Origin of the sequence: Enterobacter sp. Tr-810 (genome assembly GCF_011752765.1) — a bacterium.
Classification (GTDB): Bacteria; Pseudomonadota; Gammaproteobacteria; order Enterobacterales; family Enterobacteriaceae; genus Enterobacter; species Enterobacter soli.
Genome location: NZ_VWWW01000002.1, coordinates 59,300 through 81,136, shown reverse-complemented (window position 1 = coordinate 81,136; position 21,837 = coordinate 59,300). Strand labels below are relative to the sequence as shown.

Below are 21,837 nucleotides of genomic sequence, written 5' to 3'. Positions count from 1 at the left end.
CCATGGCAATTCCTGTTTATCTTTGGCTGAAAGACGACGGCGGCGCGGACATTAAAGGGTCTGTGGACGTTCAGGATCGCGAAGGCAGCATCGAAGTGGTTGCACAGCAGCATAACCTGTACATCCCGACCGATAACAACACCGGCAAGCTGACCGGTACCCGTATCCACACCCCGTTCCTGTTCACCAAGGAAATCGACTCGTCCAGCCCGTACCTGTACAAGGCGGTGACCACCGGTCAGACCCTCAAGTCTGCGGAGTTCAAGTGGTACAAAATCAACGACGCGGGCCAGGAAGTGGAGTACTTCAACACCAAACTGGAAAACGTGAAAGTGGTGAAAGTGAATCCGGTGATGCACGACATTAAGGATCCTTCTTACGAGAAGCACAACCACCTTGAGCGCATTGAACTGCGCTACGAAAAAATCACCTGGACCTACAAAGACGGCAACATCATTCATTCCGATTCCTGGAACGAACGCGCCACCGCGTAAGCCCGATGCGGACGGGGTTTCCTGTCCGCAGTTTTTTGCTGAGTGCCTGTCTGAAACGGGCTTTCAGCAAAGAAACCCACAAACTGCCAGCCCGACCTTATGCGCTTTGGACCCCATTCCGGGAAACAGCGATGGGCGGTAGCGTGTCCAGGAACCGACAAAGAGAGAGATTCATGGAAAATCCAGCCATCCTGTTGCGACGTCTGAACCCTTACTGTGCCCGTGCGATGGAAGGGGCAGCTTCGCTCTGCCAGACCCGTGCCCATGCGGAAATTTTGCCGGAGCACTGGCTGCTGAAGTTGCTCGAACAGGGGGAAGGTGACCTGACGGTACTGGCACGTCGCTACGAGTGGGATATGGACGCGTTGTGGCAGGCGTTGCTCGGCTGGCTGGATAATCAACCGCGTTCGGTACGCAGCCGCCCGCAACTGTCCGCAGATATTCAGAAACTGATGCAGGAAGCCTGGATGCAAGCCTCACTTGCCGGAGAGGAAAGTATCCGAAGCCAGCACCTGCTGATGGCGCTGACGGAAAACCCACGACTTGCTCACTGCGACGGGCTGTGGCCACTGTTGACGCTCGGGATGAGTCAGCTTTCCCGACTACGCCCGCTGCTGGATGCACAGTCTGATGAACGCCCGGAGCTGCAATTTGAGGCTGAACTGGCCCAGGTTCACGGCAGTGAGGTGGAGTTTGTTGGCCGTCCGGTTGGTGCAGAGCTGAAAGAGGGCGAACTGAACCCGGCGCTACAGAACGCGCTGGATAAATTCACCCTCGATGTCACCGCCAAAGCGAAAGAGGGCAAGATTGATCCTGTGTTCGGCCGTGATACCGAAATCCGCCAGATGGTGGATATTCTCTCGCGCCGTCGAAAGAACAACCCAATCCTGGTCGGTGAGCCAGGCGTCGGTAAAACCGCGCTGGTCGAAGGGCTGGCGCTGCGTATTGCCGAGGGCAATGTGCCTGAGTCCCTCAAACCGGTCATCCTGCGCACCCTTGATCTCGGCTTGTTGCAGGCTGGCGCAGGGGTGAAAGGCGAGTTCGAGCAGCGCCTCAAAAACGTTATCGACGCGGTGCAGCAGTCACCGGTGCCGATTCTGCTGTTTATCGACGAAGCCCACACCATTATTGGTGCAGGTAACCAGGCGGGCGGCGCGGATGCGGCCAACCTGCTGAAACCAGCACTTGCACGCGGTGAGCTGCGCACCATTGCCGCGACCACCTGGAGCGAGTACAAACAGTATTTCGAGCGCGATGCCGCGCTGGAACGTCGCTTCCAGATGGTGAAGGTGGACGAGCCGGATGATGACACAGCGTGCCTGATGCTGCGTGGCCTCAAATCCCGCTATGCCGAACACCACAACGTACACATCACTGACGATGCGGTGCGTGCGGCCGTTACGCTGTCCCGTCGTTACCTGACGGGTCGCCAGCTGCCTGACAAGGCCGTTGACCTGCTGGATACCGCGGCCGCACGTGTGCGTATGAGTCTCGATACGGTGCCAGAACAAATTGTGCGCCTGAAAGCACAACTGACCGCACTGGCACTGGAAGAGCAGGCGTTACTCGAAGATATCGCCGCTGGCAGCAACCGCCATGGTGATCGCCTTGGGGCCATTGAGCAGCAGCGGACCGAACTTGAAGCGCGTATCGAGGAGCAGGAAGCGCGTTTCAGCCACGAAAAGGCGCTGGTACAGCAGCTGATGGCCAGCCGCCAGGACATCAGCCAGCAGGCTGAGATTTCCGAGCTGCAGCAGCAACTCGAACAGGCACAACAGGGCGACGTGCTGGTTCAGGCGGATGTGGACACCCGTACGGTCGCGAATGTTATCGCCGACTGGACCGGCGTGCCGCTGTCTTCGCTGATGAAAGATGAACAGACCGAACTGCTGATCCTGGAAAATGAAATTGGCAAACGTGTGGTCGGGCAGGATGTTTCCCTTGAGGCCATCGCCCAGCGTCTTCGCGCGGCGAAAACCGGCCTCACTTCCGAAAACGGGCCGCAGGGCGTGTTCCTGCTTGTCGGTCCGAGTGGTGTAGGTAAGACCGAAACAGCGCTGGCGCTGGCGGACGTGCTGTACGGCGGTGAAAAATCGCTGATTACCATTAACCTGTCCGAGTACCAGGAGCCGCACACCGTTTCCCAGCTGAAAGGCTCGCCTCCGGGCTACGTCGGTTACGGTCAGGGCGGCATTCTTACCGAAGCGGTGCGTAAGCGTCCGTACAGCGTGGTGCTGCTGGATGAAGTAGAAAAGGCGCACCGCGACGTGATGAACCTGTTCTACCAGGTTTTCGACCGCGGCTTTATGCGTGACGGCGAAGGGCGCGAAATCGACTTTCGCAACACCGTTATCCTGATGACCTCCAACCTCGGCAGCGACCCCCTGATGCAGCTGCTGGATGAACAACCTGAAGCCACTGAAGGCGACCTGCATGAACTGCTGCGCCCGATTTTACGCGACCACTTCCAGCCGGCACTGCTGGCCCGCTTCCAGACCGTGATTTACCGCCCGCTGGCGGAAGCGGCTATGCGCACTATTGTCGAAATGAAGCTGTCACAGGTCAGCAAACGCCTGCACCGTCACTACGGTCTCACCACCACAATTGATGAAAGCCTGTATGACGCGCTGACCGCCGCCTGCCTGCTGCCGGATACCGGCGCACGCAACGTTGACAGTCTGCTTAATCAACAAATTCTGCCGGTGCTGAGCCAGCAGCTGCTGACCCATATGGCCGCCAGACAGAAACCACAGTCGCTATGCCTTCGCTGGAGTGAGGAAGAGGGTATCGGGCTGGAGTTTGACCGTACACAAGGAGTGCACGTATGAGCAGTCATCTCCCGATCAGATTCAGTCACAACCATCACCAGCTGTCGGTGAAGGGATGTGAAGCAGAACTCGATGTACTGGCGTTTGAAGGCGATGAAGCCCTGAGCACGCCGTTCAGCTACCGTATCGAATTCACAAGCTCTGACCATGCCATCAGCAAAGAGATGATGCTGATGAAGGCGGCCTCCCTGACGTTGCAGGCTCCGGTTGATCAGGGTTACGGCATCAAAATTCAGCAGGCTGTGCGTACTCTTCAGGGGGTGGTGAGTGGCTTTGAACGTCTCAACACCTCAAAGGATGAAACTCATTACGCGCTGACGCTGCAGCCCCGCCTGGCGCTGCTTGACCGTTCGCACCAGAACGCCATTTATCAGGACATATCGGTCCCACAAATCGTGGAAAAAATTCTGCGCGAGCGCCACAGTATGCGCGGCCAGGATTTTCTGTTCTCGCTTGCAAAAGAGTACCCGCGCCGAGAGCAGGTGATGCAGTACGGCGAGGACGACCTGCACTTTATTACCCGCCTGCTGGGTGAAGTCGGTATCTGGTTCCGCTTTACCACCGACACACGTCTGAACATCGACGTGGTGGAGTTTTACGACAGTCAGCAGGGTTACGAGAAAGGTCTGACCCTGCCATCTGTGCCGCCGTCCGGCCAGCATTCAAAGGGTGTGGATTCAGTCTGGGGCATGGAGTGCCACCACAATGTGGTGCAGAAGCAGGTTAGCACCCGTGACTATAACTACCGGCAGGCGACGGATGACATGAACACCCTGGTGGACGCAACCAGTGGGGATATCACCACCTACGGCGATGCTTATCACTATGCGGATAACTATCTGATACAGGGAAGTGCGTATGACCGCAACCCAGCCCCGGAGTCCGGTGCGTTTTATGCGCGCGTTCGTCATGAGCGCTACCTGAATGGCCAGACGAAGGCGCAGGCCATCACCAGCTGTCCGACGCTGGCCCCGGGGATGCAGTTGAAAGTCACCGGCGGCTATGAAGTGGCAGAGGTGTTCAGTCAGGGTGTTGTTATTACCCGCATGCACACTCACGCAAGGCGTGATGAAGATTTTGGTGTGCATTTTGAGGGGATACCGGACAGCACTGATTTTAGTTTTCGTCCGGAGCCAGGCTCACGCCCGGTGATGGCAGGCACGCTGCCCGCGCGCGTCACCAGCACTACTGAAAACGATACCTACGGGCATATCGATAAAGACGGCCGCTACCGCGTCAACATGCTGTTCGACCGTGATAACTGGGAGACCGGGTTCGAAAGCCTGTGGGTGCGGCAGTCCCGACCGTACGCCGGTGACACGTATGGCCTGCACCTGCCGCTGCTGGCGGGTACCGAAGTGGCGATTGGGTTTGAGGATGGTAATCCGGACAGGCCGTACATCTCCGGTGTGCTGCACGACTCGGCCCACGGCGACCACGTCACTATTCAGAACTACAAGCGCAACGTCCTGCGGACGCCTGCGAACAACAAAATCCGCCTCGATGATAGCCGTGGCCAGGAGCACATCAAGGTCAGCACGGAGTACGGCGGCAAGAGCCAGCTGAATCTCGGGCATCTGGTCGACAGCGAGAAACAGAAGCGCGGTGAGGGCTTCGAACTGCGCACGGACAGTTGGGGCGCGATTCGGGCACAGAAAGGGTTGTTCATCAGTGCGGATGGGCAGGCGAAGGCGCAGGGCAACGTTCTGGCGATGGAGCAAGCGATTAGCCTGTTGAAAGGTGCGGTAAATCAGGTTGCAGAATGGGAGGAGCTTGCAAGGACCCACCAAAACTTTGCACCGGATACACAACCCCTTCAGGCGCTTGTTTCAGGAGCCAGCGAACTCAAAGAACCGACTTTGTTGATGTCTGCGCCGAAAGGTATTGCCGCCGTCACACCGGAAACGGCAGTGGTGCATACAGGGAAAGGTCTGTACCTGCAAAGCCTGGGTGAAGTTAATCTCAACACGGCACAGCGCTATTCGGTCAATGCCAAACAGGCCATTTCGGTGATGGCGCATCAGGAAGGCATTCGCCTGGTCTCTGCCAAAGGCCCGCTGGCGGTGGAATCTCACGCGGATACGCTGTCGCTCACATCAATGAAGGATGTCACGGTGCAGTCTACCCAAGGGCACCTGCAACTGACGGCAAAGAATGGGATCACGCTTGCCTGCGGTGGCGCTTACATCAAGCTCACACCACAGGGCGAAATCAACGTGCATGGCCCAGGCCTGTTAAGCCTGAAAGGGCAGCACAAATTACAGGGCCCGGCGAGTGAGGATTATCCGCTGCCAGAATTGCCTTCGTCAGTATGCAAAGAGTGTCTGAAAAAGGCGCAGCGGCTGGCACAGGGCTTTGTGCCAAGGGGGGCATAAGTGAACACGACCCATATCACTGACTGGGTGAATCTTCTTCAGCAAACCTGCGCTGATATAAAAATGACTCACCTTGATTTTATTCTCGACCAGTGTGGTATCGATTTTACCGTCATCCCTGTGCTGAGTGATTTTTCACCACCTCTGGTATGGCAGTCTCTCTATCAGGGCTTGCCGGAAGATGCCCTGCCTGAAGAGTCTCCGCTGTTGATCAGGATCGCTTTAAACGATCCTCTGCAGAAGCAGTGGTTTATTGAGCTGGCTCAGAAAGTACAAAAGACAGCCCCGCTGTTGGTGCTCTGTTCTCCCTGGCCTTTCGCTACGCTGGCTGAATGGTTAACTGCCTGCACCGATGCGACACATGAGGGACGTGCAGGGCTGTTCAGATACTTTGATGCCCGTATTTTCCCTTACCTCTTTTCTCATATTCTGGAGCTGGATCAGCAGGCCCAGCTGCAGCGTCCGGCACTGTTCTGGAGCTGGCTGGATCTTGACGAGAAGCCGGGATTGCTGATGGGGCAGGGTGCACAGCCCGCAATCAACGAGAAGTGTCAGAACATCGCTTTATGTGATAGCCAGTTTGAAGCCCTGATGTGCATCTGCGATGTCAAGCTGATGCTTCGCCACCGGGATGTTCCTGATGCTGGATTTATCTCGCAGGATGAACGGTTTACTGCCTGCTTCAACGGTATGCTTTCCGCCACCGCCAAAGGGATGATAGTGGATAAAGAGCGCGAGGATTGGGTGATTGGGACCCTGATCGGACAGTCTTCAGCAGAAGCCTGAAAGTGGGATCATGAGGCTGCTCGCCTTCGGGAGGAGCAGCCATACAAGGAATGCAAAATGAAAATACGACATTACCTCGTGGCACTGGGCGCTCTGCTGCTGGCGGGCTGTAGTCAGCCGACGGCGAAGGCTGAAACCCAAAGTGGCGGTGGCGGGGTTATTGTCGCCATCAACCACACCAAATGGGCAATCAATCATTTCAGCGTCGACGGTCAGTCGGGGATTGATATTATCGGGCCGTATCAGGGCGGGGGTGGTGGCTGCTGCTATGGTGTGCCGGCGAAATGGCGGCCGGATTTGGCTGTAAGGGTGGACTGGGAAACTGGTGTGGGATACTCAATGGATTTCCCCGGTTATGAAAATTGGGATAAATATCTTGCCTGGAAAAAAAAATAAAGGCTCAGAATCGGCAGCACAGCGCGGTGGTACCGGTGCCGGACTATACGGGGCAAAAAACCTGCGGGATCACGGTGCACTTTATGCCCTGTGATGACGTGAAAGTGACCACCAGCTGCGTGAGCCCCGGCCGGCCGGGTTATCCAATCAATGAGCCGCTGCAGATGCCGGAGCCAAAAGTATGTCCGAAATAATCACCGATCTGGCGTGGTTCCCGCCGGCGTTTCCGGCTCAGGGGCGTTTACCCACCCAGGCTGCGCTGGTTGGAACAAACTGCGCGCAGCAGGACAGCCACGAGCTGGCCTACCGGCAGGCGCTAATCACCGTTTAACGTTTTTTCCTTTCAGTAATGCTTAGCCATGCCATCCCGAAAAGTCATTGCTAAGCAAGGCGGACGTAACCTGTTAATTCATAAAAGGAATGTAAAATGAAAATACGACATTACCTCGTGGTACTGGGTGCCATGCTGCTGGCGGGCTGTAGCCAGCCGACGGCGAAGGCTGAAACCCGAAGTGGCGGTGGCGGGGTTATTGTCGCCATCAACCACACCAAATGGGCAATCAATCATTTCAGCGTCGACGGTCAGTCGGGGATTGATGCTATTGGTCCCTGGCAGGGCGGCGGCGGCGGCTGCTGCTATGGCGTGCCGGCGAAATGGCGGCCCGGAATGACGGTAAGGGTCGACTGGGAGACAGGAGTGGGTGGCTCGAAGGGTTTTCCAGGTTTTGCAGATAGAGAGAAGTTCAAAAAATGGAAAAAAGATATGCAGGTCCAAAATAAGCAGCACAGCGCGGTGGTACCGGTGCCGGACTATACGGGACAGGAAATCTGCGGGATCACGGTGCATTTTCTGCCCTGTGATGAGGTGAAAGTGACGACCAGTTGTGCCAACTATGGCCATCCTGAACACCCGATTAAAGAGCCTCTTAAGATGCCGGAGCCAAAAGTATGTCCGAAATAATCACCGATCTGGCATGGTTCCCGCCGGCGTTCCCGGCTCAGGGGCGTTTACCCACCCAGGCTGCGCTGGCTGGCGCAAGCTGCGCGCAGCAAGACAGCCACGAGCTGGCCTACCGGCAGGAGCTAATCACCGTTTGACGTTTTTTCCTTTCAGTAATGCTTAGCCATGCCATCCCGAAAAGTCATGGCTAAGCAAGGTGGACGTAACCTGTTAATTCATAAAAGGAATGCAAAATGAAAATACGACATTACCTCGTGGTACTGGGTGCCCTGCTGCTGGCGGGCTGTAGCCAGCCGACGGCGAAGGCTGAAACCCGAAGTGGCGGTGGCGGGGTTATTGTCGCCATCAACCACACCAAGTGGGCGATCAACCATTTCAGCGTCGACGGCCAGTCGGGTATTGATGCTATCGGGCCGTATCAGGGCGGGGGTGGTGGCTGCTGCTATGGTGTGCCAGCGAAATGGCGACCGGGTTTGACTGTAAGGGTGGACTGGGAAAGTGGAGAAGCCTCAATGAAAGGTTTTCCTGGGTTTGCGGATACAGCTAAGTATCGGGCCTGGGAAAAAAAAATGAGTGCTAATAATCGGCAACACAGCACGGTGGTACCAGTACCGGACTATACGGGGCAAAAAACCTGCGGGATCACGGTGCACTTTATGCCCTGTGATGAGGTGAAAGTGACCACCAGCTGTGTGAGCCCTGGCCGGCCGGGTTATCCAATCAATGAGCCGCTGCAGATGCCGGAGCCAAAAGTATGTCCGAAATAATCACCGATCTGGCGTGGTTCCCGCCGGCATTTCCGGCTCAGGGGCGTTTACCCACTCAGGCTGCGCTGGTTGGCACAAACTGCGCGCAGCAGGACAACCACGAGCTGGCCTACCGGCAGGAACTGTGCCTGGCCGCCGGGCGACGCGTGGAGCCCCCTTGTTGTAAAACGTTGCATATCAGCCTGTTTTTTGACGGCACCGGCAATAACCTCAATCACGACTTGTATATTTCTAAAATAAAGCATCCCACTAATATTGCCCGTCTGTTTCGCGCCACTATCGGGCAGGGCTATGCCGGGGGACTGGCGAATAAAACAGCAGAGCTGTTGGATGCCAGCGGCAGCGGTGATGACAAGTACTACAAATATTATGTTCCTGGCGTTGGGACACCTTTCCCCGAGGTGAACGATCTGGATTTCAGCATGATGGGGCTGGCGGCAGCAACCCACGGGGAGGACAGAATCAACTGGGGGCTGCTGCGGATTATCGATGCTCTGAAGCGAACGATGGGCCTGGATACGCTGTCGGACGACGAAAGCTGGACGGCGGTGGACAAAATGGCGACCTCTATGGCGTCTTTTGGGCTGACCGGCAGCGCTAACCGTTTTGAAACCTTCCAGAGCCTGCTAAAGGATATGATACCAAACCTGCAAAAGGCCCTGGTGCCTGTTGATCCTGGAAAGCCGAAGCTGTTAAGTGTCAAGCTTTACGTGTACGGCTTTTCGCGCGGGGCAGCGGCGGCGCGGGCCTTTGTCCGTTGGCTTAGTGAGCTGTTGCCAAAGCCTGAAGAGGGAAAGGACAAGCCCGAGCAGTGTCTGGCGGTGGGCGGGCTGAAAATTCCGCTCAGCGTGGAGTTTCTTGGTCTGCTGGATACGGTGGCCTCGGTAGGGGTAGCGCATATCGCCCCGGTGGCGGAAGGGCATATGGGCTGGGCGGACGGAACCCAGGAGCTGCCGGCAGAGAAGATCTACGGCGGGTTGATTAAAAAGTGCATCCATCTGGTTTCTTCCCACGAGCAACGGCTGTGCTTCCCGCTGGATTCGATCCGCCGCCCGGATGGTCACTATCCGGCGAATAGCCTGGAGGTGGTTTATCCGGGAATGCACTCGGATCTTGGGGGAGGCTACCCGCCAGGGGATCAGGGAAAGGCGAATGCTGAAGATGACGGTTTTTTATTATCACAGATTGCTTTACACGATATGTATTCATCGGCGTTCCAGGCTGGAGCACCATTAAAAGTCCCAGAAGATTCTTTGCCAAGTGAATTAAAAAGTGACGATTGGAGGAAAATGCCTTTGAGCGTAGGTAAAGAGTTTTTTATCGATGAGGTTCTTTCCAGTCGTTTCAACGCCTGGCGCAAAATAACCCTCGGTCAGACAGCTCTAGATAAACCCATCCCCCCGGAACAAGCCGCAAAATACGATCCGCCGCGCGCGCCGGTCAGTCTGGAAAAAGCCCTTGAAAATCAACTGGGCTGGATCACCGCGTGGCGTATCAAACGCTATGCAGGGGGAACTTACAAGACCCAGCGCTTCTATGTTGATTCGGCGGCAAACGGGCTGGATAAAGACAGCGATCCACTGGTCAGGAAGAAGGCTGAGGAAGACAGAGACGCTTTGCAGGAGGATGTCGAGAAAGAGCGCAAGAAAAAAATTGCCGAACATAAACCTGAAGAGGGATTCCTGATGCTCCCGCCGGGGCCGAAGGATTTCGACGCCGCGCTGGGGCAAACCCAGTTGCGCCAGGCCGCCGAGGAGTTCAGGGAAGATTACAGCGGCCTCTCCCGGTCGGGTACCGGTAACTGGCTGTTTACTGCTGTTGATTCAATGAGTAACGCCATCTTCCTGCTGAATAACGACAATGAGTACGGCGAGTGGCTGAAAATAAAAACCGCCGGAGACGATCGCAAAGAAGTGCTTTTCCCGGCGGCCGGCGAAGCGAGCAACGCCACGCAGCCTGCCGGGCTGGTGCGGGCGCTGTTTGACGATCAGGTCCATGACTCCCGCGCGTGGTTTATGCACAACGCCTTCGGCTCCCGCGAACCCTGGGGGAGCTATTTCCTCTACCGGATGATCTATTTCGGCAACTGCAGCAGTAAGCCAATGACGCCGTTGATGATTGCCGGGGCGGTGGTGGGGGTCGCGACCCTTGCCGCAGGCGCGGCCGTTATCATCAAACAGAAAAGCGCGAAGGGCAAACTCGCGGGGCTTGCCGGTACCGTGGGGGCCGTTTATCTCGAAACACAGGCCATCGATCTGCTTTCCGGCAAACCGCTGCCGATGTTGCCTAATGCCGCACAGCTGCAGGCGCCAACGATGGAGCCAGGCACGGTGGTTGCACAGCAAACGCAGGTCATCAGCGAGCAGAGGCTGGCGCTGGCAAAATCGATAATTGAGTCCAACTGGGCGGAAAATCTTAAGGCGACCGTAACGGCCTGATTCAGGGAGGGATGAAGGATGAAAGCAGTGATACGCGAGGGCGATACCCTGCGGGAGTACGGCGGGAAAGTGCTGGGCGGGCATTATCTTTGCTTCGGGAAAGGGATTGCCTGCAAAGGCGATGCGGTGAAGTGCAATAAACATGGCATGACGGTCATCAGCGAAGGCAGTTCGTTATCGGAAGTGGACGGACAGCCAGTGGCGCTGCACGGCCACCGTTGTGCCTGTGGCTGCACGCTGGTGAGTTCCTTTCCCGATTGCGGCATTGAGCTGTGAGGCCGTTACCGGAGTATCCACCCTACCGGGTTGCGCGTCCTCCTGATGGCAAACGATGGCTGTCAGCGGGTGCGCTGATGGTGTTGTTGTGTGGGGGCGGCGGCGCGCTGCTTCATCCTGCCGGGAGCGGTGCCGGGCTGGTGATAAAAGGAATGGCTGGCGCGGTGGTTCTGATGGGCGTGCTCTGGTTACTACGCCTGCTGTATTACCGGGCTTCGGCACATAACGCCCGGTATTATGAACAATTGATTGAACAGCGGCAGCAGGCCTGGTGGCAGCAGCATCAACACCGCTTCGCGCTCAGTGAAATGGTACTGCTGGGACCGGCCGGAACCGATACGCCGCACTGGTTGCGGCTGCTAAAACGGGAGCATCGTGTTCCTGAGATAAAAAATGAGTCGAGCGGGAAAGCGCTGCGTATCGGTCGAACGCTGGTCGATACGGTGGCTGAACGCGAGGCTTTGCTGGCAAAAATGCTGGTGCTGCAATGGCAGACGCAACGCGCAGATGCCTCTCTCCCACACTTATGGCGCTGCTACTGGCAGGGTTCTCTGGATGCCTGGCGTGCATTCTGTACCCAAATGCAGGTTTCATTTCCGGGCGTAGCACTTCCTGAAAAACCGGAGACATGGCAAGGCGAAGAGACGCTGTCTGTACTTGCCGCAACGGCGCAAACGCTCCCTGAAACAGAGGCCATTCTGGTCGCCGGGTGTCATTCGATAGCGGCCTCGTTTGATTCTGCGCAGCCTGCCGGTGAGTCTGCTGCACTGTGTCTGGTCGCGCGGAAAGGGCTGGTCAGCCTCACCCGGGGAGAGGTTTACGATATCGCCGGGAAAGAGGTTTTAACCGCAGTCTGCGAGCGAGCGGAACAGCAAAGCGAACTCGAAAAGCCGCCTGACGCCTGTATGTTGTTTTCACAGCCAGCGCTCCCCGCCCTGGCGCAAAGTGGCTGGAATGTGACCCATCACGTTCAGGACCTCAACTGGGGGAACCCCGGCGATATGGAAATGCTCATCGCGTTGGTTCTGGCGGCCCTTTACGCAAAAAATTATCAAGAACCCTGCGGCTGGATAGCCAAAGATCCTCTACACACTCTCGCACTTGGAATTATTAAACCTTATGGTGAAGGAAAATAAACCCGCTGAATTTTCTGTGCTTGCCACGGCGGTGTTGTTTGTTGCTACTGTCACGCTGCTTGTGCTGGCAGGTGGGTTGCTGTGGTGGTATTGGGGGGAGGATCTCTCCACAGAATGGGACGTGATACGTCGAATCATGACGGCCTGTTTTGTTGTCTGGGGAGTGTCGCTCTGCTTACTGGTGCTAGGGTTTATCGCTTTTCATTTAATGATTCGGGATAAAGTGATGGGAGAGGCATCTTCCAGACCGGTCAAAAAGAAAAGGACGCACCCGCTGCCGCTCAAGGCGGACATTAGCAGCCATCTCCGTCGCCGCTATAACCTCTTCTGGCGACGTAAAGTCCGTCTGCTGTTAGTTACAGGCGATGAGAACGCCATCGCTCAGCTGGTGCCCAACCTACAAGCCCGTCAGTGGCTGGAAGGTAACCGCACGGTCTTGATTTATGGCGGCAGCCTGACCGCTGAACCCGACGAAAAAAAATATACCGCCCTGTGCAAGCTGCGACGTGGTCGTCCTCTGGACGGCATCGTGCGCGTAATAGGCGAAGGACAGAGTATTACGCCGCAGATGAGTGATAGCGATCTGCGCAGCCTGGAAAAAATCAGCGAGCTGCTGCGTTATTCCGTCCCGGTTTATTTGTGGCAGTTGTGCGACAGCGACTGGCCGCAGGCAAAACGTACTGAACAGGCGGTGGGGGCTACTTTCCCGCTGCGTGCTAAGCCTGACGATATTACCCGCCAGCTTGAAATTATGCTGCCGACCCTGCGGACGCAGGGGGTGAGTCAGGTCGCAGAGAACAACAGCCACGACTTCCTGCTGCGTCTGAGTCAGCACCTGAAAGACGGCGGCATCGCCCGCTGGGTTCAGCAACTTCTGCCATGGCTTTCTGTTTCCCAACAGCGCGTTCCGCTGCGCGGCCTGATGTTCAGTTTGCCGGAGAATAAACCTGCTGATACGTCAGGGGGAACATCCAGCGCTGAGAAATATGTTCCGGAATCTCAGCTCCATGCTCTGACTCTGCCGGTGGCCTGGCAGGGTATCGTTGACGACTGCACTCGCGTACGTGGTCATCGTGTCGGTATGGCCTGGGAACAGATGCTGGCTTGGGGGCTAATGGGGGCGATCGGCATCTGGGGCGCGGGCATGCTGCTTTCCTTTATCCTGAACTACAGCCAGATTTCCTTTGTGGCAAGTAAAGCGCATGATTTAGTGGATCATGCTTCGGTCTCCGATTACCAGCTGACGGCGCTGCACGATCTGCGAAACGACGCCGGTCGCTTGCAAAACCATATTCAGAAGGGCACCCCCTGGTATCAGCGTTTTGGGCTTGATCATAATCAACAACTGCTCGACGCGATGCTGCCGTGGTACGGCGTGGCAAACAATCGCCTGATCCGCGATCCGGCTAATGCTGCGCTGACTCAAAAACTCCATGCGCTGGCTAATTCAGAACCGAACAGTGATCGTCGCGCTCAGCTTGCGAAACCCGGCTATGAACAGCTGAAGGCCTGGCTGATGATGGCCCGCCCGGATAAAGTCGACGGCGCGTTTTACGCTCAAACCCTGAAAACCGTACAGCCGACGCGCATGGGCATCTCAACTGGCCTGTGGCAGAGCCTGTCGCCGGATTTATGGGCGTTCTATATCTCAGAATTACCAAAACAGCCGCAGTGGAAAATTACGCCTGATGCGCAACTGGTCAGCCAGAGTCGTCAGGTGCTGTTGCAGCAGATAGGCCGCCGAAACGCGGAAAGCACGCTGTATGAAAACATGCTTAAATCGGTGCGCCGTAACTTTGCCGATGTATCACTAGAGGACATGACCAGCGGTACTGACGCCCGCCGCCTGTTCACCACAGATGAAGTGGTACCGGGGATGTTCACCCGTCAGGCCTGGGAAGGCGGCATTCAGCAGGCTATCGAAAAGGCTGCAAACTCCCGCCGCGATGAAATTGACTGGGTGCTGAGCGACAGCCGCAAAGCCATTTCTGCTGACCTCTCGCCGGACGCATTGAAAGCCCGCCTGACCCAGCGCTATTTCATCGATTTTGCCGGAAGCTGGCTGAACGTCCTCAACAGCCTGCAGTGGAACCCGGTGCAGAATATTGCGGACGTGACCGACCAGCTGACGCTGATGAGCGACGTGCGCCAGTCGCCGATGATTGCCCTGATGAACACCCTGGCGTGGCAGGGGCAGACCGGGCAGCAGACGGAAGGGCTGTCTGATTCGCTCATCAAGTCGGCAAAAGATCTTATCGGCAGCAAAGACAAGCCCGCTATCGATCAAACCGCCGCCGGGCCGCAGGGGCCGTTGGATGACACCTTCGGTCCGTTGCTGACGTTGATGGGTAAAAACAAAGCCAGCAGCGTTATGTCTGCGGATAGCTCGCTGAGTCTGCAAACCTACCTGACCCGCATCACCCGCGTGCGTTTACGCCTGCAGCAGGTGGCAAGTGCTTCTGATCCACAGGAGATGATGCAGACTCTCGCCCAGACCGTGTTTCAGGGCAAGAGCGTCGATCTGACCGATACTCAGCAGTACGGCAGCCTGGTGGCGGCAAGCCTCGGTGAAGAGTGGAGCGGATTTGGCCGCACGATGTTCGTACAGCCGCTGACCCAGGCCTGGGAAACGGTTTTACAGCCCTCTGCGGCCAGCCTAAATGACCGCTGGAGTCGCTCGGTGGTGGCGAACTGGCGTACGGCCTTTGACGGTCGCTTCCCGTTCGCGGCAAGCAAAAGCGATGCCTCTTTACCCATGTTGGCAGAGTTTATTCGTAAGGATAGTGGGCGCATCGACAGGTTCCTGACCACGGAGTTAAACGGTGTGTTGCACAAAGAGGGCAGCCAGTGGGTGCCGGATAGCGCCCACAGCCAGGGTCTCACGTTCAACCCGGTCTTCCTGCGGGCGGTTAACCAACTGAGTCAGCTGTCCGACATCCTCTTCACCGACGGCAGCCAGGGGATTAGCTTCGAGTTACAGGCCCGCCCGGCAGCACAGGTGGTGGAAACCCAACTGACGATTGACGGACAGCAGCTACATTATTTCAACCAGATGGCTGACTGGCAGTCCTTCCGCTGGCCGGGGGATACCTATAAGCCGGGCACCATGCTTACCTGGACTTCAACCAGCGCGGGCGCGCGCCTGTTCGGCGATTACAGCGGCACCTGGGGCTTTATTCGCTGGCTGGATCAGGGCAAGCGACAGCAGCTTGACCGCAGCCAGTGGATGATGAGCTTCACTGCTCCGGATGGTCGTACCCTGCAGTGGATACTGCGTTCACAGCTTGGAAAAGGTCCGCTCGCGCTGCTGGATCTGCGTGGTTTTACGCTGCCGGATCAAATTTTCAGTGTCGACAGCGCGGCCACCGCTCAGGCGCTGATGGCTAATACGGAAAACAATGACATGGAGGGAGTCGAGTAATGAGCACACTGCAGAATTTGGTTGCCGCCTGTCAGGCTGACAATGCTCAGCTTCGGGAACAGGCGCAGACGCGCACGGATAACTGGCAGCCCTGGCTTACTCCGGTAAGCGCTGCCAGTCCGACCGGGGAAGACCCAGGATATGACGATGATTTTCAGCGCATCCGCGAAGAGGTCAATAAGCTCTCCGGCATTGATACCGGACTGATCTGTACGCTTGCCGAAAAACTGCTGACCACCACGGCAAAAGACATCCGGATTGCTACCTACTACTGCTGGGCGCGTCTCCACCAGGATGGCGAAGCCGGCTTTGCCGAAGGGCTTGAACTGCTGGCGGGATTACTGCAGCGCTACGGCATGCAGCTTCACCCGCAGCGGGACCGCAGCCGCAAGGCCGCGCTGGAATGGCTCGGCGGTACCCGCGTCCTGGACAGTTTGTCACTGTACCCGGAGGTCGTACGCGAGGATGCGCAGCGTACCACCGGGGCGCTACTGCTCATTTCTGACAGCCTGGAGACAGAGCCTGAAGCGTCACGGGCGGAGCTGAATGCCCTGTACATCGCTCTTGAGTCTCGCCTGATGAAAGGCGGGGGCGTGGATGCCGTGGTACCACAGAACGCCAGCAATCAGACACGTACTCAGCAGCCATCTCACACGACAGAGCAGGACGCGCCGGTTCTGAGCCGCATTACCTCCGGTCAGGATTTGCTGGCTCAGGCTCGCACCCTGACGGGGTACCTGCGTGAGCAACCCGGTGGCTGGCTTGCGGCGCACCGGCTGATGAAAAGCCTGCGGCATGACACCCTGAGCGCTATTCCGGCACCGGATGCAGAGGGGAAAACGCGCATCGAACCACCGCGGGCTGACCAGCGGGCGATGCTCAAACGCCTGTACCTGCAACAGAGCTGGCTGGAGATCCTGGAGCAGGTGGACAATACCTTCTCGCGCGGCGCTAATCACCTCTGGCTGGATTTGCAGTGGTATACCCACCAGGCTCTGATGAAGTCAGGGCAGGATGTGCTGGCCGACATCATCACAGCTGACCTGAAAGGACTGCTGCTCCGCCTCCACGGGCTTGAAACCCTGGCTTTTAACGACGGGACGCCGTTTGCCGATGAGGTCACGCTGAACTGGATAAACCTGAGCGTGCTGGACGATATGTCCGGCTGGCGCGATGAACCTGTCAGCGCTATCAGCACGGGTGACAACGATATTCTGGCGCTTGAAGCTGAAGCGCTGGAGAAAGCAGACAGCGAAGGTCTGGATGCCACACTCCAATGGCTGCAGACGCGTCCGGGCACCGACTCCACAAAAGAAAAATGGCTGCTGCGTCTGCTGATGGCCCGCGTGGCCGAGCAGAAAGGTAAGAATGAGCTGGCGCTGCATTTGCTGGGGGCGCTCGATAGCGCTGCACAGTCCATCACCCTCACGCAGTGGACACCGGCGCTGTTATTTGAAGTGAAATCCCGTCGCCTCAGACTACTGCGTATGAAAGCAACACGCAGTGAAACCGATAAATCACGCCTTCAGCCGGAGATGGACCAGCTTCTGGCCGGTCTGATTGCGCTCGACCCGGCAAGCAGTGCGGTGCTGTGCGGGTAAAAACGCCTGGCCTACTTTTAAAATTCATATATTCAGGTTTTTTATGGACGACTTAACCCTGCGTTACTACGACGCAGAAATGCGATACCTGCTGGAAGCTGGCGAAGAGTTCGCCCGCGCTCACCCCGAGCAGGCGGCAATGCTCAATCTCGATAAAGCGGGGGCGCGCGACCCGTACGTAGAGCGCCTGTTCGAAGGCTTTGCTTTCCTGATGGGTCGCCTGCGGGAGAAGCTTGACGACGACCTCCCGGAACTGACCGAAGGGCTGGTGAGCTTACTGTGGCCGCATTACCTGCGCACCATTCCGTCGATGTCGGTGGTGGAATTCACCCCTGACTGGCGCGAAATGAAAGAGCAGATGCGTATCGTCAAAGGCTTTGAGGTGAACTCGCGTCCGATAGGGGAGAAGGGCACGCGTTGCCGCTACACCACCACCAAAGAGATCACTCTTCAGCCGCTGTCGCTGGAACACGCTCGCCTGTCGACTGACTCTGACGGGCGTTCGGTTATCAGCCTGCGGTTTAACTGCAGCCACCTTGCCGACTGGAGTCGTGTCGATCTCAGTCAAATCCCGTTCTACTTCAATGCCGACGCGCCGCTGGCCTGCGCCATGCATGAAGCCTTTACCATGAACACTGCGCGCCTTTGGCTGCGTATGCCGGGTGACACGGACAGAAGGCCGCTCGACGGATATTTCACTGCGCTGGGATTTGGCGATGACGATGACCTGTGGCCGAAGGTAAGCAGCAGCTTTAGCGGCTATCAGCTGCTGCTGGAGTATTTCACCTTCCGCGAGAAGTTCATGTTTACGGGCCTGCGTGGCCTGGAGAGCGTGGACTTCCCGGCTGAGCTCCCCTGGTTTGAAATCGACGTGGTACTGGCGGATCGCTGGGAGCATGACTTCAGCTTTACCGAAAAGCATCTGCGCCTGAACTGCGTGCCGGTAATTAACCTGTTCCCGCTGGAATCTGACCCGCTGACGCTCAACTCCCTGCAAACCGAATACATATTGCGCCCGATGCGGGTGCAGGATGGCCATACCGAGATATATGCGGTCGATTCGGTAATGTCATCAAGCCAGCATACCTACGTGCCGTTCTCGAGCTTCCGCCACAAGGGTGGAATGATGCGCCATGAGGCCCCGGAATATTACTACCACACCCGCGTGCGACGGGGTCCATCCGGGCTGCATAACACCTGGCTTATCCTTGGTGGAGAAGCCTTTGATAACCACACGGTACCGGAAAATGAAAGCCTGTCGCTGATGCTCACCGGCACTAACGGCCAGCTGCCACGTCGCGCGCTACAAAGCACAGTGCTGGATACGGTGATGAAAACGACCTCAGCCAGTATTGCCGTGCGCAACCTTTGTGCACCGACATTGCCCTGTTACCCGCCGGATCAGGATCGCTTCCACTGGCGCGTGCTGAGCCACCTTGGCAGCAGTTTTCTGTCGATGATGGACAACGCTGACGTGCTTCGAGGCACCCTGGCGCTGTATGAGTGGACTGATAGCGAGATGAACCGCCGCCGTCTGGAAGCGATTATCGACGTAAAGCACAGCGAAACCGAGCGCTTTGAGCAGGGTTACCTGGTGCGCGGCGTGCAGATTGAGGTGACGCTCGATAGTCACGGCTTTGCCGGACGTGGGGATATCTGCCTGTTTGGTGAAATGCTGAGTCGCTTCTTTGCGCTGTACACCGATATCTATCTGTTTAACCGCCTGATTATCATCCTGCAACCGACCGGAGAACGCCTGGAATGGGAAGAGAAGCACAATCGCCGTATTCCCGGCTGACCCCGCGGCTGGAAGCTGATCTTAACCGGATAAACTTTTACCGTTTCTGCCAGCTGCTGGAGAAACTGAATCCGAACCGGCCGCTGATGGGCTCAACTAGCCATCCTGGTGACGACCCGGTGCGCTTTGCACCGCACCCCGGGATGGGCTTTCCGGCGAGCGAGCTGAAAGCGGTGGAATATGACGAAGAGGATGACGGCAAGCCGCCGGTAGTACGCACCACCTTTATGGGGATGTACGGCGTGGATTCGCCGCTGCCGACAGCCTATCTCGACGACATCACCCAGCGCCGGGAAGGGCACGAGGCGTTGCAGAGTTTCCTCGATATCTTCAGCCACCGCATCCTGACGCAGTTTTACCGCATCTGGCGTAAATACTCTTATCCGGCTACGTTTGAACCCGGCGGCACCGATAGCATTTCACAGTCACTGCTTGGCCTGGTGGGGCTGGGTATTCCCGGTACGGCAAACCATATTGCCACACCGGTGTCGCGCTTTCTGTCGCTGCTGGGTGTGCTACAGCAGCCCGGGAAAACCCAGGAGGGGATGCAGGCCCTGGTGAGTCTGCTGGCCCCAGAGACCACCGTCAGGGTCAGTCCTTACTGTCTGCGTCCGGTGGAGGTCAGTCGACCTCTGGGTTTTTACGGTGACGATGATTTCCTGCTGGACGGCAATACGCCACTGGGTGACGAAGCAATGGATGCCAACAGCCAGTTGCTGATTGCCCTGTTCACCGATAACGAGCAGGAATCACAGGGCTGGAAACCGGATAGCCTGCTTTATCAGGACTTTCTGGTGATGCTACGGGTCTACCTCGGTTGGCGATTCAAGGCCAAAATCACCCTGACCGCCCGAACCCGCCTGCTGGCCGCTCCGCCGCTTGGTGACGGTCCTTTCTGGCTCGGCATGAATGGTGTGCTGGGCGCAGAAGACGAAGACCTCCCCGAGGATATTCCACAGACCTTTACCACCGAATTGGGTTACTACGCCGGGCTGGAGCCTGCGACACCACAACAAGGAAACCGACGTGTTACGTACAAGTTTAACTAAAACAGCGCGCTGGCTGTTACCCCTGCTGGCATTCAGCCTGGTGGGGTGCGGGGTGACGCAGGGCATCACCGATGGCACTAAATCGGCATTTAACGCCGTGTTCTACAAAAAGATTAAGGTGCTGCACCTGGACTTCACGGCGCGTGAAGCGCTAAACACCGATTCCCGCGAGAGTCATTCACTGTCTGAGCCGGTAATGATTCGAATCTATCAGCTGAAAGACCGCAAAACCTTCGACAAAACGGTCTACCCGCAGTTGCTGAAAGATGGGGAGACCATTCTGAAAGCTGACCTGCTGGCGAGCCGTGATGTGGTGGTGAAGCCGGGTGGTGATGCGAACCTGAATATGCCGATGGAGGCCGATGCACAGTTTGTGGCAGTGGTGGGGCTGTTCCGTCACCCGGATATGGTCAACAACACCTGGAAGCTGGTGATAGGGCGCGAAGACCTTGACCCGGATACGCCGCGCATTCTGGAAGCCGGTAACAATCATCTGACGCTGCAACCGCTCAAGGACGACTGATGCCCCAGAGACATAACACACCTTCACTGTATGAAATGCTGACCGGCAACTTCACCGGCGGCCTTGCTCTCCATCAGGTCAGCGAACAGAACCAGGTGATTCTGTCCGTACTCGATAACATGCAACGTATCCTCAACTGCCGCGCCGGTACGCTGGCGCATCTGCCGGACTTCGGGCTACCGGATATGACCAAAATCCTTCAGGGTATGCCAGGTACCGCCCATGAGTTAATGGGCACGTTGTCGGCTGTTCTGCTCAGATATGAGCCGCGACTGAAAAAAATAGCCGTTGTCCTGCTGGAGCAGAGTGTCCCGGGCGAGCTGCGTTATGCCATTGATGCTGAGCTTAAGGGGATTGGCCTTGTGCGTTACGGCACCGAGTTTATGCCCGAAGGACGTGTCCTGTTGAGGCATCTCAGGCAACAGCAGTATCTAGACACGACTACCCGTCTGTGAGGTCAGATAACATCATGTCAGTAAAATCACAGTTCCTCAAAAAACTGCAAGCCAGACAACCTGCTCCGGCTTCATCTGTCAGCAAGACTCAGGCTGATATTGCAGAGTTTCGCCTGCGAATGACGCAACTTCAGGAGCAGATGGACGCGTGGCTGGAGGGCTCCGGACTGAACGTGGAGATGTTAACCGTCTCTGTTACAGATCTGCTGGTGGGGTGCGGGGCTTTTGAGATTGCCGGTATCGTTCTGCGTGTCGATGGTCGGTTTGTAAAATTTTCGCCAGTTTTTTTGTACGGACAAAGCGTGACCGGGGGCGTGGAGGCGACCTTCCATGATGGAGGGCATGTGACGTCACTGGGGCGTTTATTCATGCGGTCAGGTACCGTGAGTGCCTGGACCTTTGCTCCATCCGGTGCGTTATCCCGCTCTGGACAGGGTTTTGATGAAAGCACATTTTTCAGTTTGATCCTGAGGCTTCTGCCATAGCTGCGGGTATTGCAGTACCCGTCCCCTCTGAATATGCAGAAAGCGACG

Annotated in this window: 18 protein-coding genes and 1 pseudogene; all 19 read left to right on the top strand. The window is 56.9% G+C overall.

Going from position 1 to position 21,837, the window contains the following annotated elements; genetic code table 11:
- Positions 1-2: 2 nt before the first annotated feature.
- Positions 3-494 (top strand): type VI secretion system effector Hcp, encoded by a 492-nt coding sequence (gene hcp / locus F3J30_RS06900; RefSeq protein WP_166716767.1) that lies wholly within the window; start codon positions 3-5, stop codon positions 492-494.
- Between the two features lie 173 nt (positions 495-667).
- Complete coding sequence (gene tssH / locus F3J30_RS06895) at positions 668-3,322, top strand: type VI secretion system ATPase TssH (RefSeq protein WP_166716766.1); 2,655 nt, start codon at positions 668-670, stop codon at positions 3,320-3,322.
- On the top strand, positions 3,319-5,697 hold the full coding sequence (vgrG, locus tag F3J30_RS06890) for a type VI secretion system tip protein VgrG (RefSeq protein WP_166716765.1): 2,379 nt from the start codon (positions 3,319-3,321) through the stop codon (positions 5,695-5,697). The genes tssH and vgrG overlap by 4 nt, the downstream gene beginning before the upstream one ends.
- Entirely contained in the window at positions 5,698-6,483 is a 786-nt protein-coding gene (locus F3J30_RS06885) for a DUF4123 domain-containing protein (RefSeq protein ID WP_166716764.1), read from the top strand.
- A gap of 57 nt (positions 6,484-6,540) precedes the next feature.
- Positions 6,541-7,073: pseudogene (locus F3J30_RS06880) on the top strand (DUF3304 domain-containing protein).
- The gene (locus tag F3J30_RS06875) at positions 7,061-7,210 is read left to right on the top strand and encodes a hypothetical protein (RefSeq protein ID WP_166716763.1); all 150 of its coding nucleotides are present in this window, start codon (positions 7,061-7,063) and stop codon (positions 7,208-7,210) included. Before F3J30_RS06880 ends, F3J30_RS06875 begins: the two are co-directional and overlap by 13 nt.
- A 96-nt stretch (positions 7,211-7,306) precedes the next feature.
- Positions 7,307-7,840, top strand: a complete 534-nt coding sequence (locus F3J30_RS06870) for a DUF3304 domain-containing protein (RefSeq protein WP_166716762.1) — start codon at positions 7,307-7,309, stop codon at positions 7,838-7,840.
- On the top strand, positions 7,828-7,977 hold the full coding sequence (locus F3J30_RS06865) for a hypothetical protein (RefSeq protein WP_166716761.1): 150 nt from the start codon (positions 7,828-7,830) through the stop codon (positions 7,975-7,977). The genes F3J30_RS06870 and F3J30_RS06865 overlap by 13 nt, the downstream gene beginning before the upstream one ends.
- 96 nt (positions 7,978-8,073) lie before the next feature.
- Entirely contained in the window at positions 8,074-8,607 is a 534-nt protein-coding gene (locus tag F3J30_RS06860) for a DUF3304 domain-containing protein (protein WP_166716760.1), read from the top strand.
- Positions 8,595-11,045 carry a DUF2235 domain-containing protein gene (locus tag F3J30_RS06855; RefSeq protein ID WP_166716759.1) on the top strand — a complete coding sequence of 817 codons (2,451 nt, stop codon included), beginning with the start codon at positions 8,595-8,597 and terminating at the stop codon, positions 11,043-11,045. Before F3J30_RS06860 ends, F3J30_RS06855 begins: the two co-directional genes overlap by 13 nt.
- 18 nt (positions 11,046-11,063) lie before the next feature.
- Positions 11,064-11,321 carry a PAAR domain-containing protein gene (locus F3J30_RS06850; RefSeq protein ID WP_014070082.1) on the top strand — a complete coding sequence of 86 codons (258 nt, stop codon included), beginning with the start codon at positions 11,064-11,066 and terminating at the stop codon, positions 11,319-11,321.
- Positions 11,318-12,457 (top strand): hypothetical protein, encoded by a 1,140-nt coding sequence (locus F3J30_RS06845; RefSeq protein WP_348771114.1) that lies wholly within the window; start codon positions 11,318-11,320, stop codon positions 12,455-12,457. The genes F3J30_RS06850 and F3J30_RS06845 overlap by 4 nt, the downstream gene beginning before the upstream one ends.
- Positions 12,441-15,878: an ImcF-related family protein gene (locus tag F3J30_RS06840; RefSeq protein ID WP_166716758.1), complete on the top strand. Its 3,438-nt coding sequence runs from the start codon at positions 12,441-12,443 to the stop codon at positions 15,876-15,878. Before F3J30_RS06845 ends, F3J30_RS06840 begins: the two co-directional genes overlap by 17 nt.
- A complete protein-coding gene (gene tssA, locus F3J30_RS06835; RefSeq protein WP_166716757.1) occupies positions 15,878-17,479 on the top strand; it encodes a type VI secretion system protein TssA in 1,602 nt (533 codons plus the stop codon). Before F3J30_RS06840 ends, tssA begins: the two co-directional genes overlap by 1 nt.
- A 43-nt stretch (positions 17,480-17,522) precedes the next feature.
- Positions 17,523-19,277 (top strand): type VI secretion system baseplate subunit TssF, encoded by a 1,755-nt coding sequence (gene tssF, locus F3J30_RS06830; RefSeq protein WP_166716756.1) that lies wholly within the window; start codon positions 17,523-17,525, stop codon positions 19,275-19,277.
- Complete coding sequence (gene tssG, locus F3J30_RS06825) at positions 19,241-20,326, top strand: type VI secretion system baseplate subunit TssG (protein WP_166716755.1); 1,086 nt, start codon at positions 19,241-19,243, stop codon at positions 20,324-20,326. Before tssF ends, tssG begins: the two co-directional genes overlap by 37 nt.
- Positions 20,304-20,849 carry a type VI secretion system lipoprotein TssJ gene (gene tssJ, locus F3J30_RS06820; protein WP_166716754.1) on the top strand — a complete coding sequence of 182 codons (546 nt, stop codon included), beginning with the start codon at positions 20,304-20,306 and terminating at the stop codon, positions 20,847-20,849. Before tssG ends, tssJ begins: the two co-directional genes overlap by 23 nt.
- Positions 20,849-21,304 (top strand): type VI secretion system baseplate subunit TssE, encoded by a 456-nt coding sequence (gene tssE, locus F3J30_RS06815; RefSeq protein WP_014070089.1) that lies wholly within the window; start codon positions 20,849-20,851, stop codon positions 21,302-21,304. Before tssJ ends, tssE begins: the two co-directional genes overlap by 1 nt.
- A 14-nt stretch (positions 21,305-21,318) precedes the next feature.
- Entirely contained in the window at positions 21,319-21,789 is a 471-nt protein-coding gene (locus F3J30_RS06810; RefSeq protein WP_166716753.1) for a hypothetical protein, read from the top strand.
- The last annotated feature ends 48 nt before the right edge of the window (positions 21,790-21,837 follow it).

Bases quoted from the DNA above. Each gene is read 5' to 3' on its own strand.
- hcp (WP_166716767.1), top strand. From the start codon at position 3: ATGGCAATTCCTGTTTATCTTTGGCTGAAAGACGACGGCGGCGCGGAC.
- tssH (WP_166716766.1), top strand. From the start codon at position 668: ATGGAAAATCCAGCCATCCTGTTGCGACGTCTGAACCCTTACTGTGCC.
- vgrG (WP_166716765.1), top strand. From the start codon at position 3,319: ATGAGCAGTCATCTCCCGATCAGATTCAGTCACAACCATCACCAGCTG.
- F3J30_RS06875 (WP_166716763.1), top strand. From the start codon at position 7,061: ATGTCCGAAATAATCACCGATCTGGCGTGGTTCCCGCCGGCGTTTCCG.
- F3J30_RS06870 (WP_166716762.1), top strand. From the start codon at position 7,307: ATGAAAATACGACATTACCTCGTGGTACTGGGTGCCATGCTGCTGGCG.
- F3J30_RS06865 (WP_166716761.1), top strand. From the start codon at position 7,828: ATGTCCGAAATAATCACCGATCTGGCATGGTTCCCGCCGGCGTTCCCG.
- F3J30_RS06860 (WP_166716760.1), top strand. From the start codon at position 8,074: ATGAAAATACGACATTACCTCGTGGTACTGGGTGCCCTGCTGCTGGCG.
- F3J30_RS06855 (WP_166716759.1), top strand. From the start codon at position 8,595: ATGTCCGAAATAATCACCGATCTGGCGTGGTTCCCGCCGGCATTTCCG.
- F3J30_RS06850 (WP_014070082.1), top strand. From the start codon at position 11,064: ATGAAAGCAGTGATACGCGAGGGCGATACCCTGCGGGAGTACGGCGGG.
- F3J30_RS06840 (WP_166716758.1), top strand. From the start codon at position 12,441: ATGGTGAAGGAAAATAAACCCGCTGAATTTTCTGTGCTTGCCACGGCG.
- tssA (WP_166716757.1), top strand. From the start codon at position 15,878: ATGAGCACACTGCAGAATTTGGTTGCCGCCTGTCAGGCTGACAATGCT.
- tssF (WP_166716756.1), top strand. From the start codon at position 17,523: ATGGACGACTTAACCCTGCGTTACTACGACGCAGAAATGCGATACCTG.
- tssG (WP_166716755.1), top strand. From the start codon at position 19,241: ATGGGAAGAGAAGCACAATCGCCGTATTCCCGGCTGACCCCGCGGCTG.
- tssE (WP_014070089.1), top strand. From the start codon at position 20,849: ATGCCCCAGAGACATAACACACCTTCACTGTATGAAATGCTGACCGGC.
- F3J30_RS06810 (WP_166716753.1), top strand. From the start codon at position 21,319: ATGTCAGTAAAATCACAGTTCCTCAAAAAACTGCAAGCCAGACAACCT.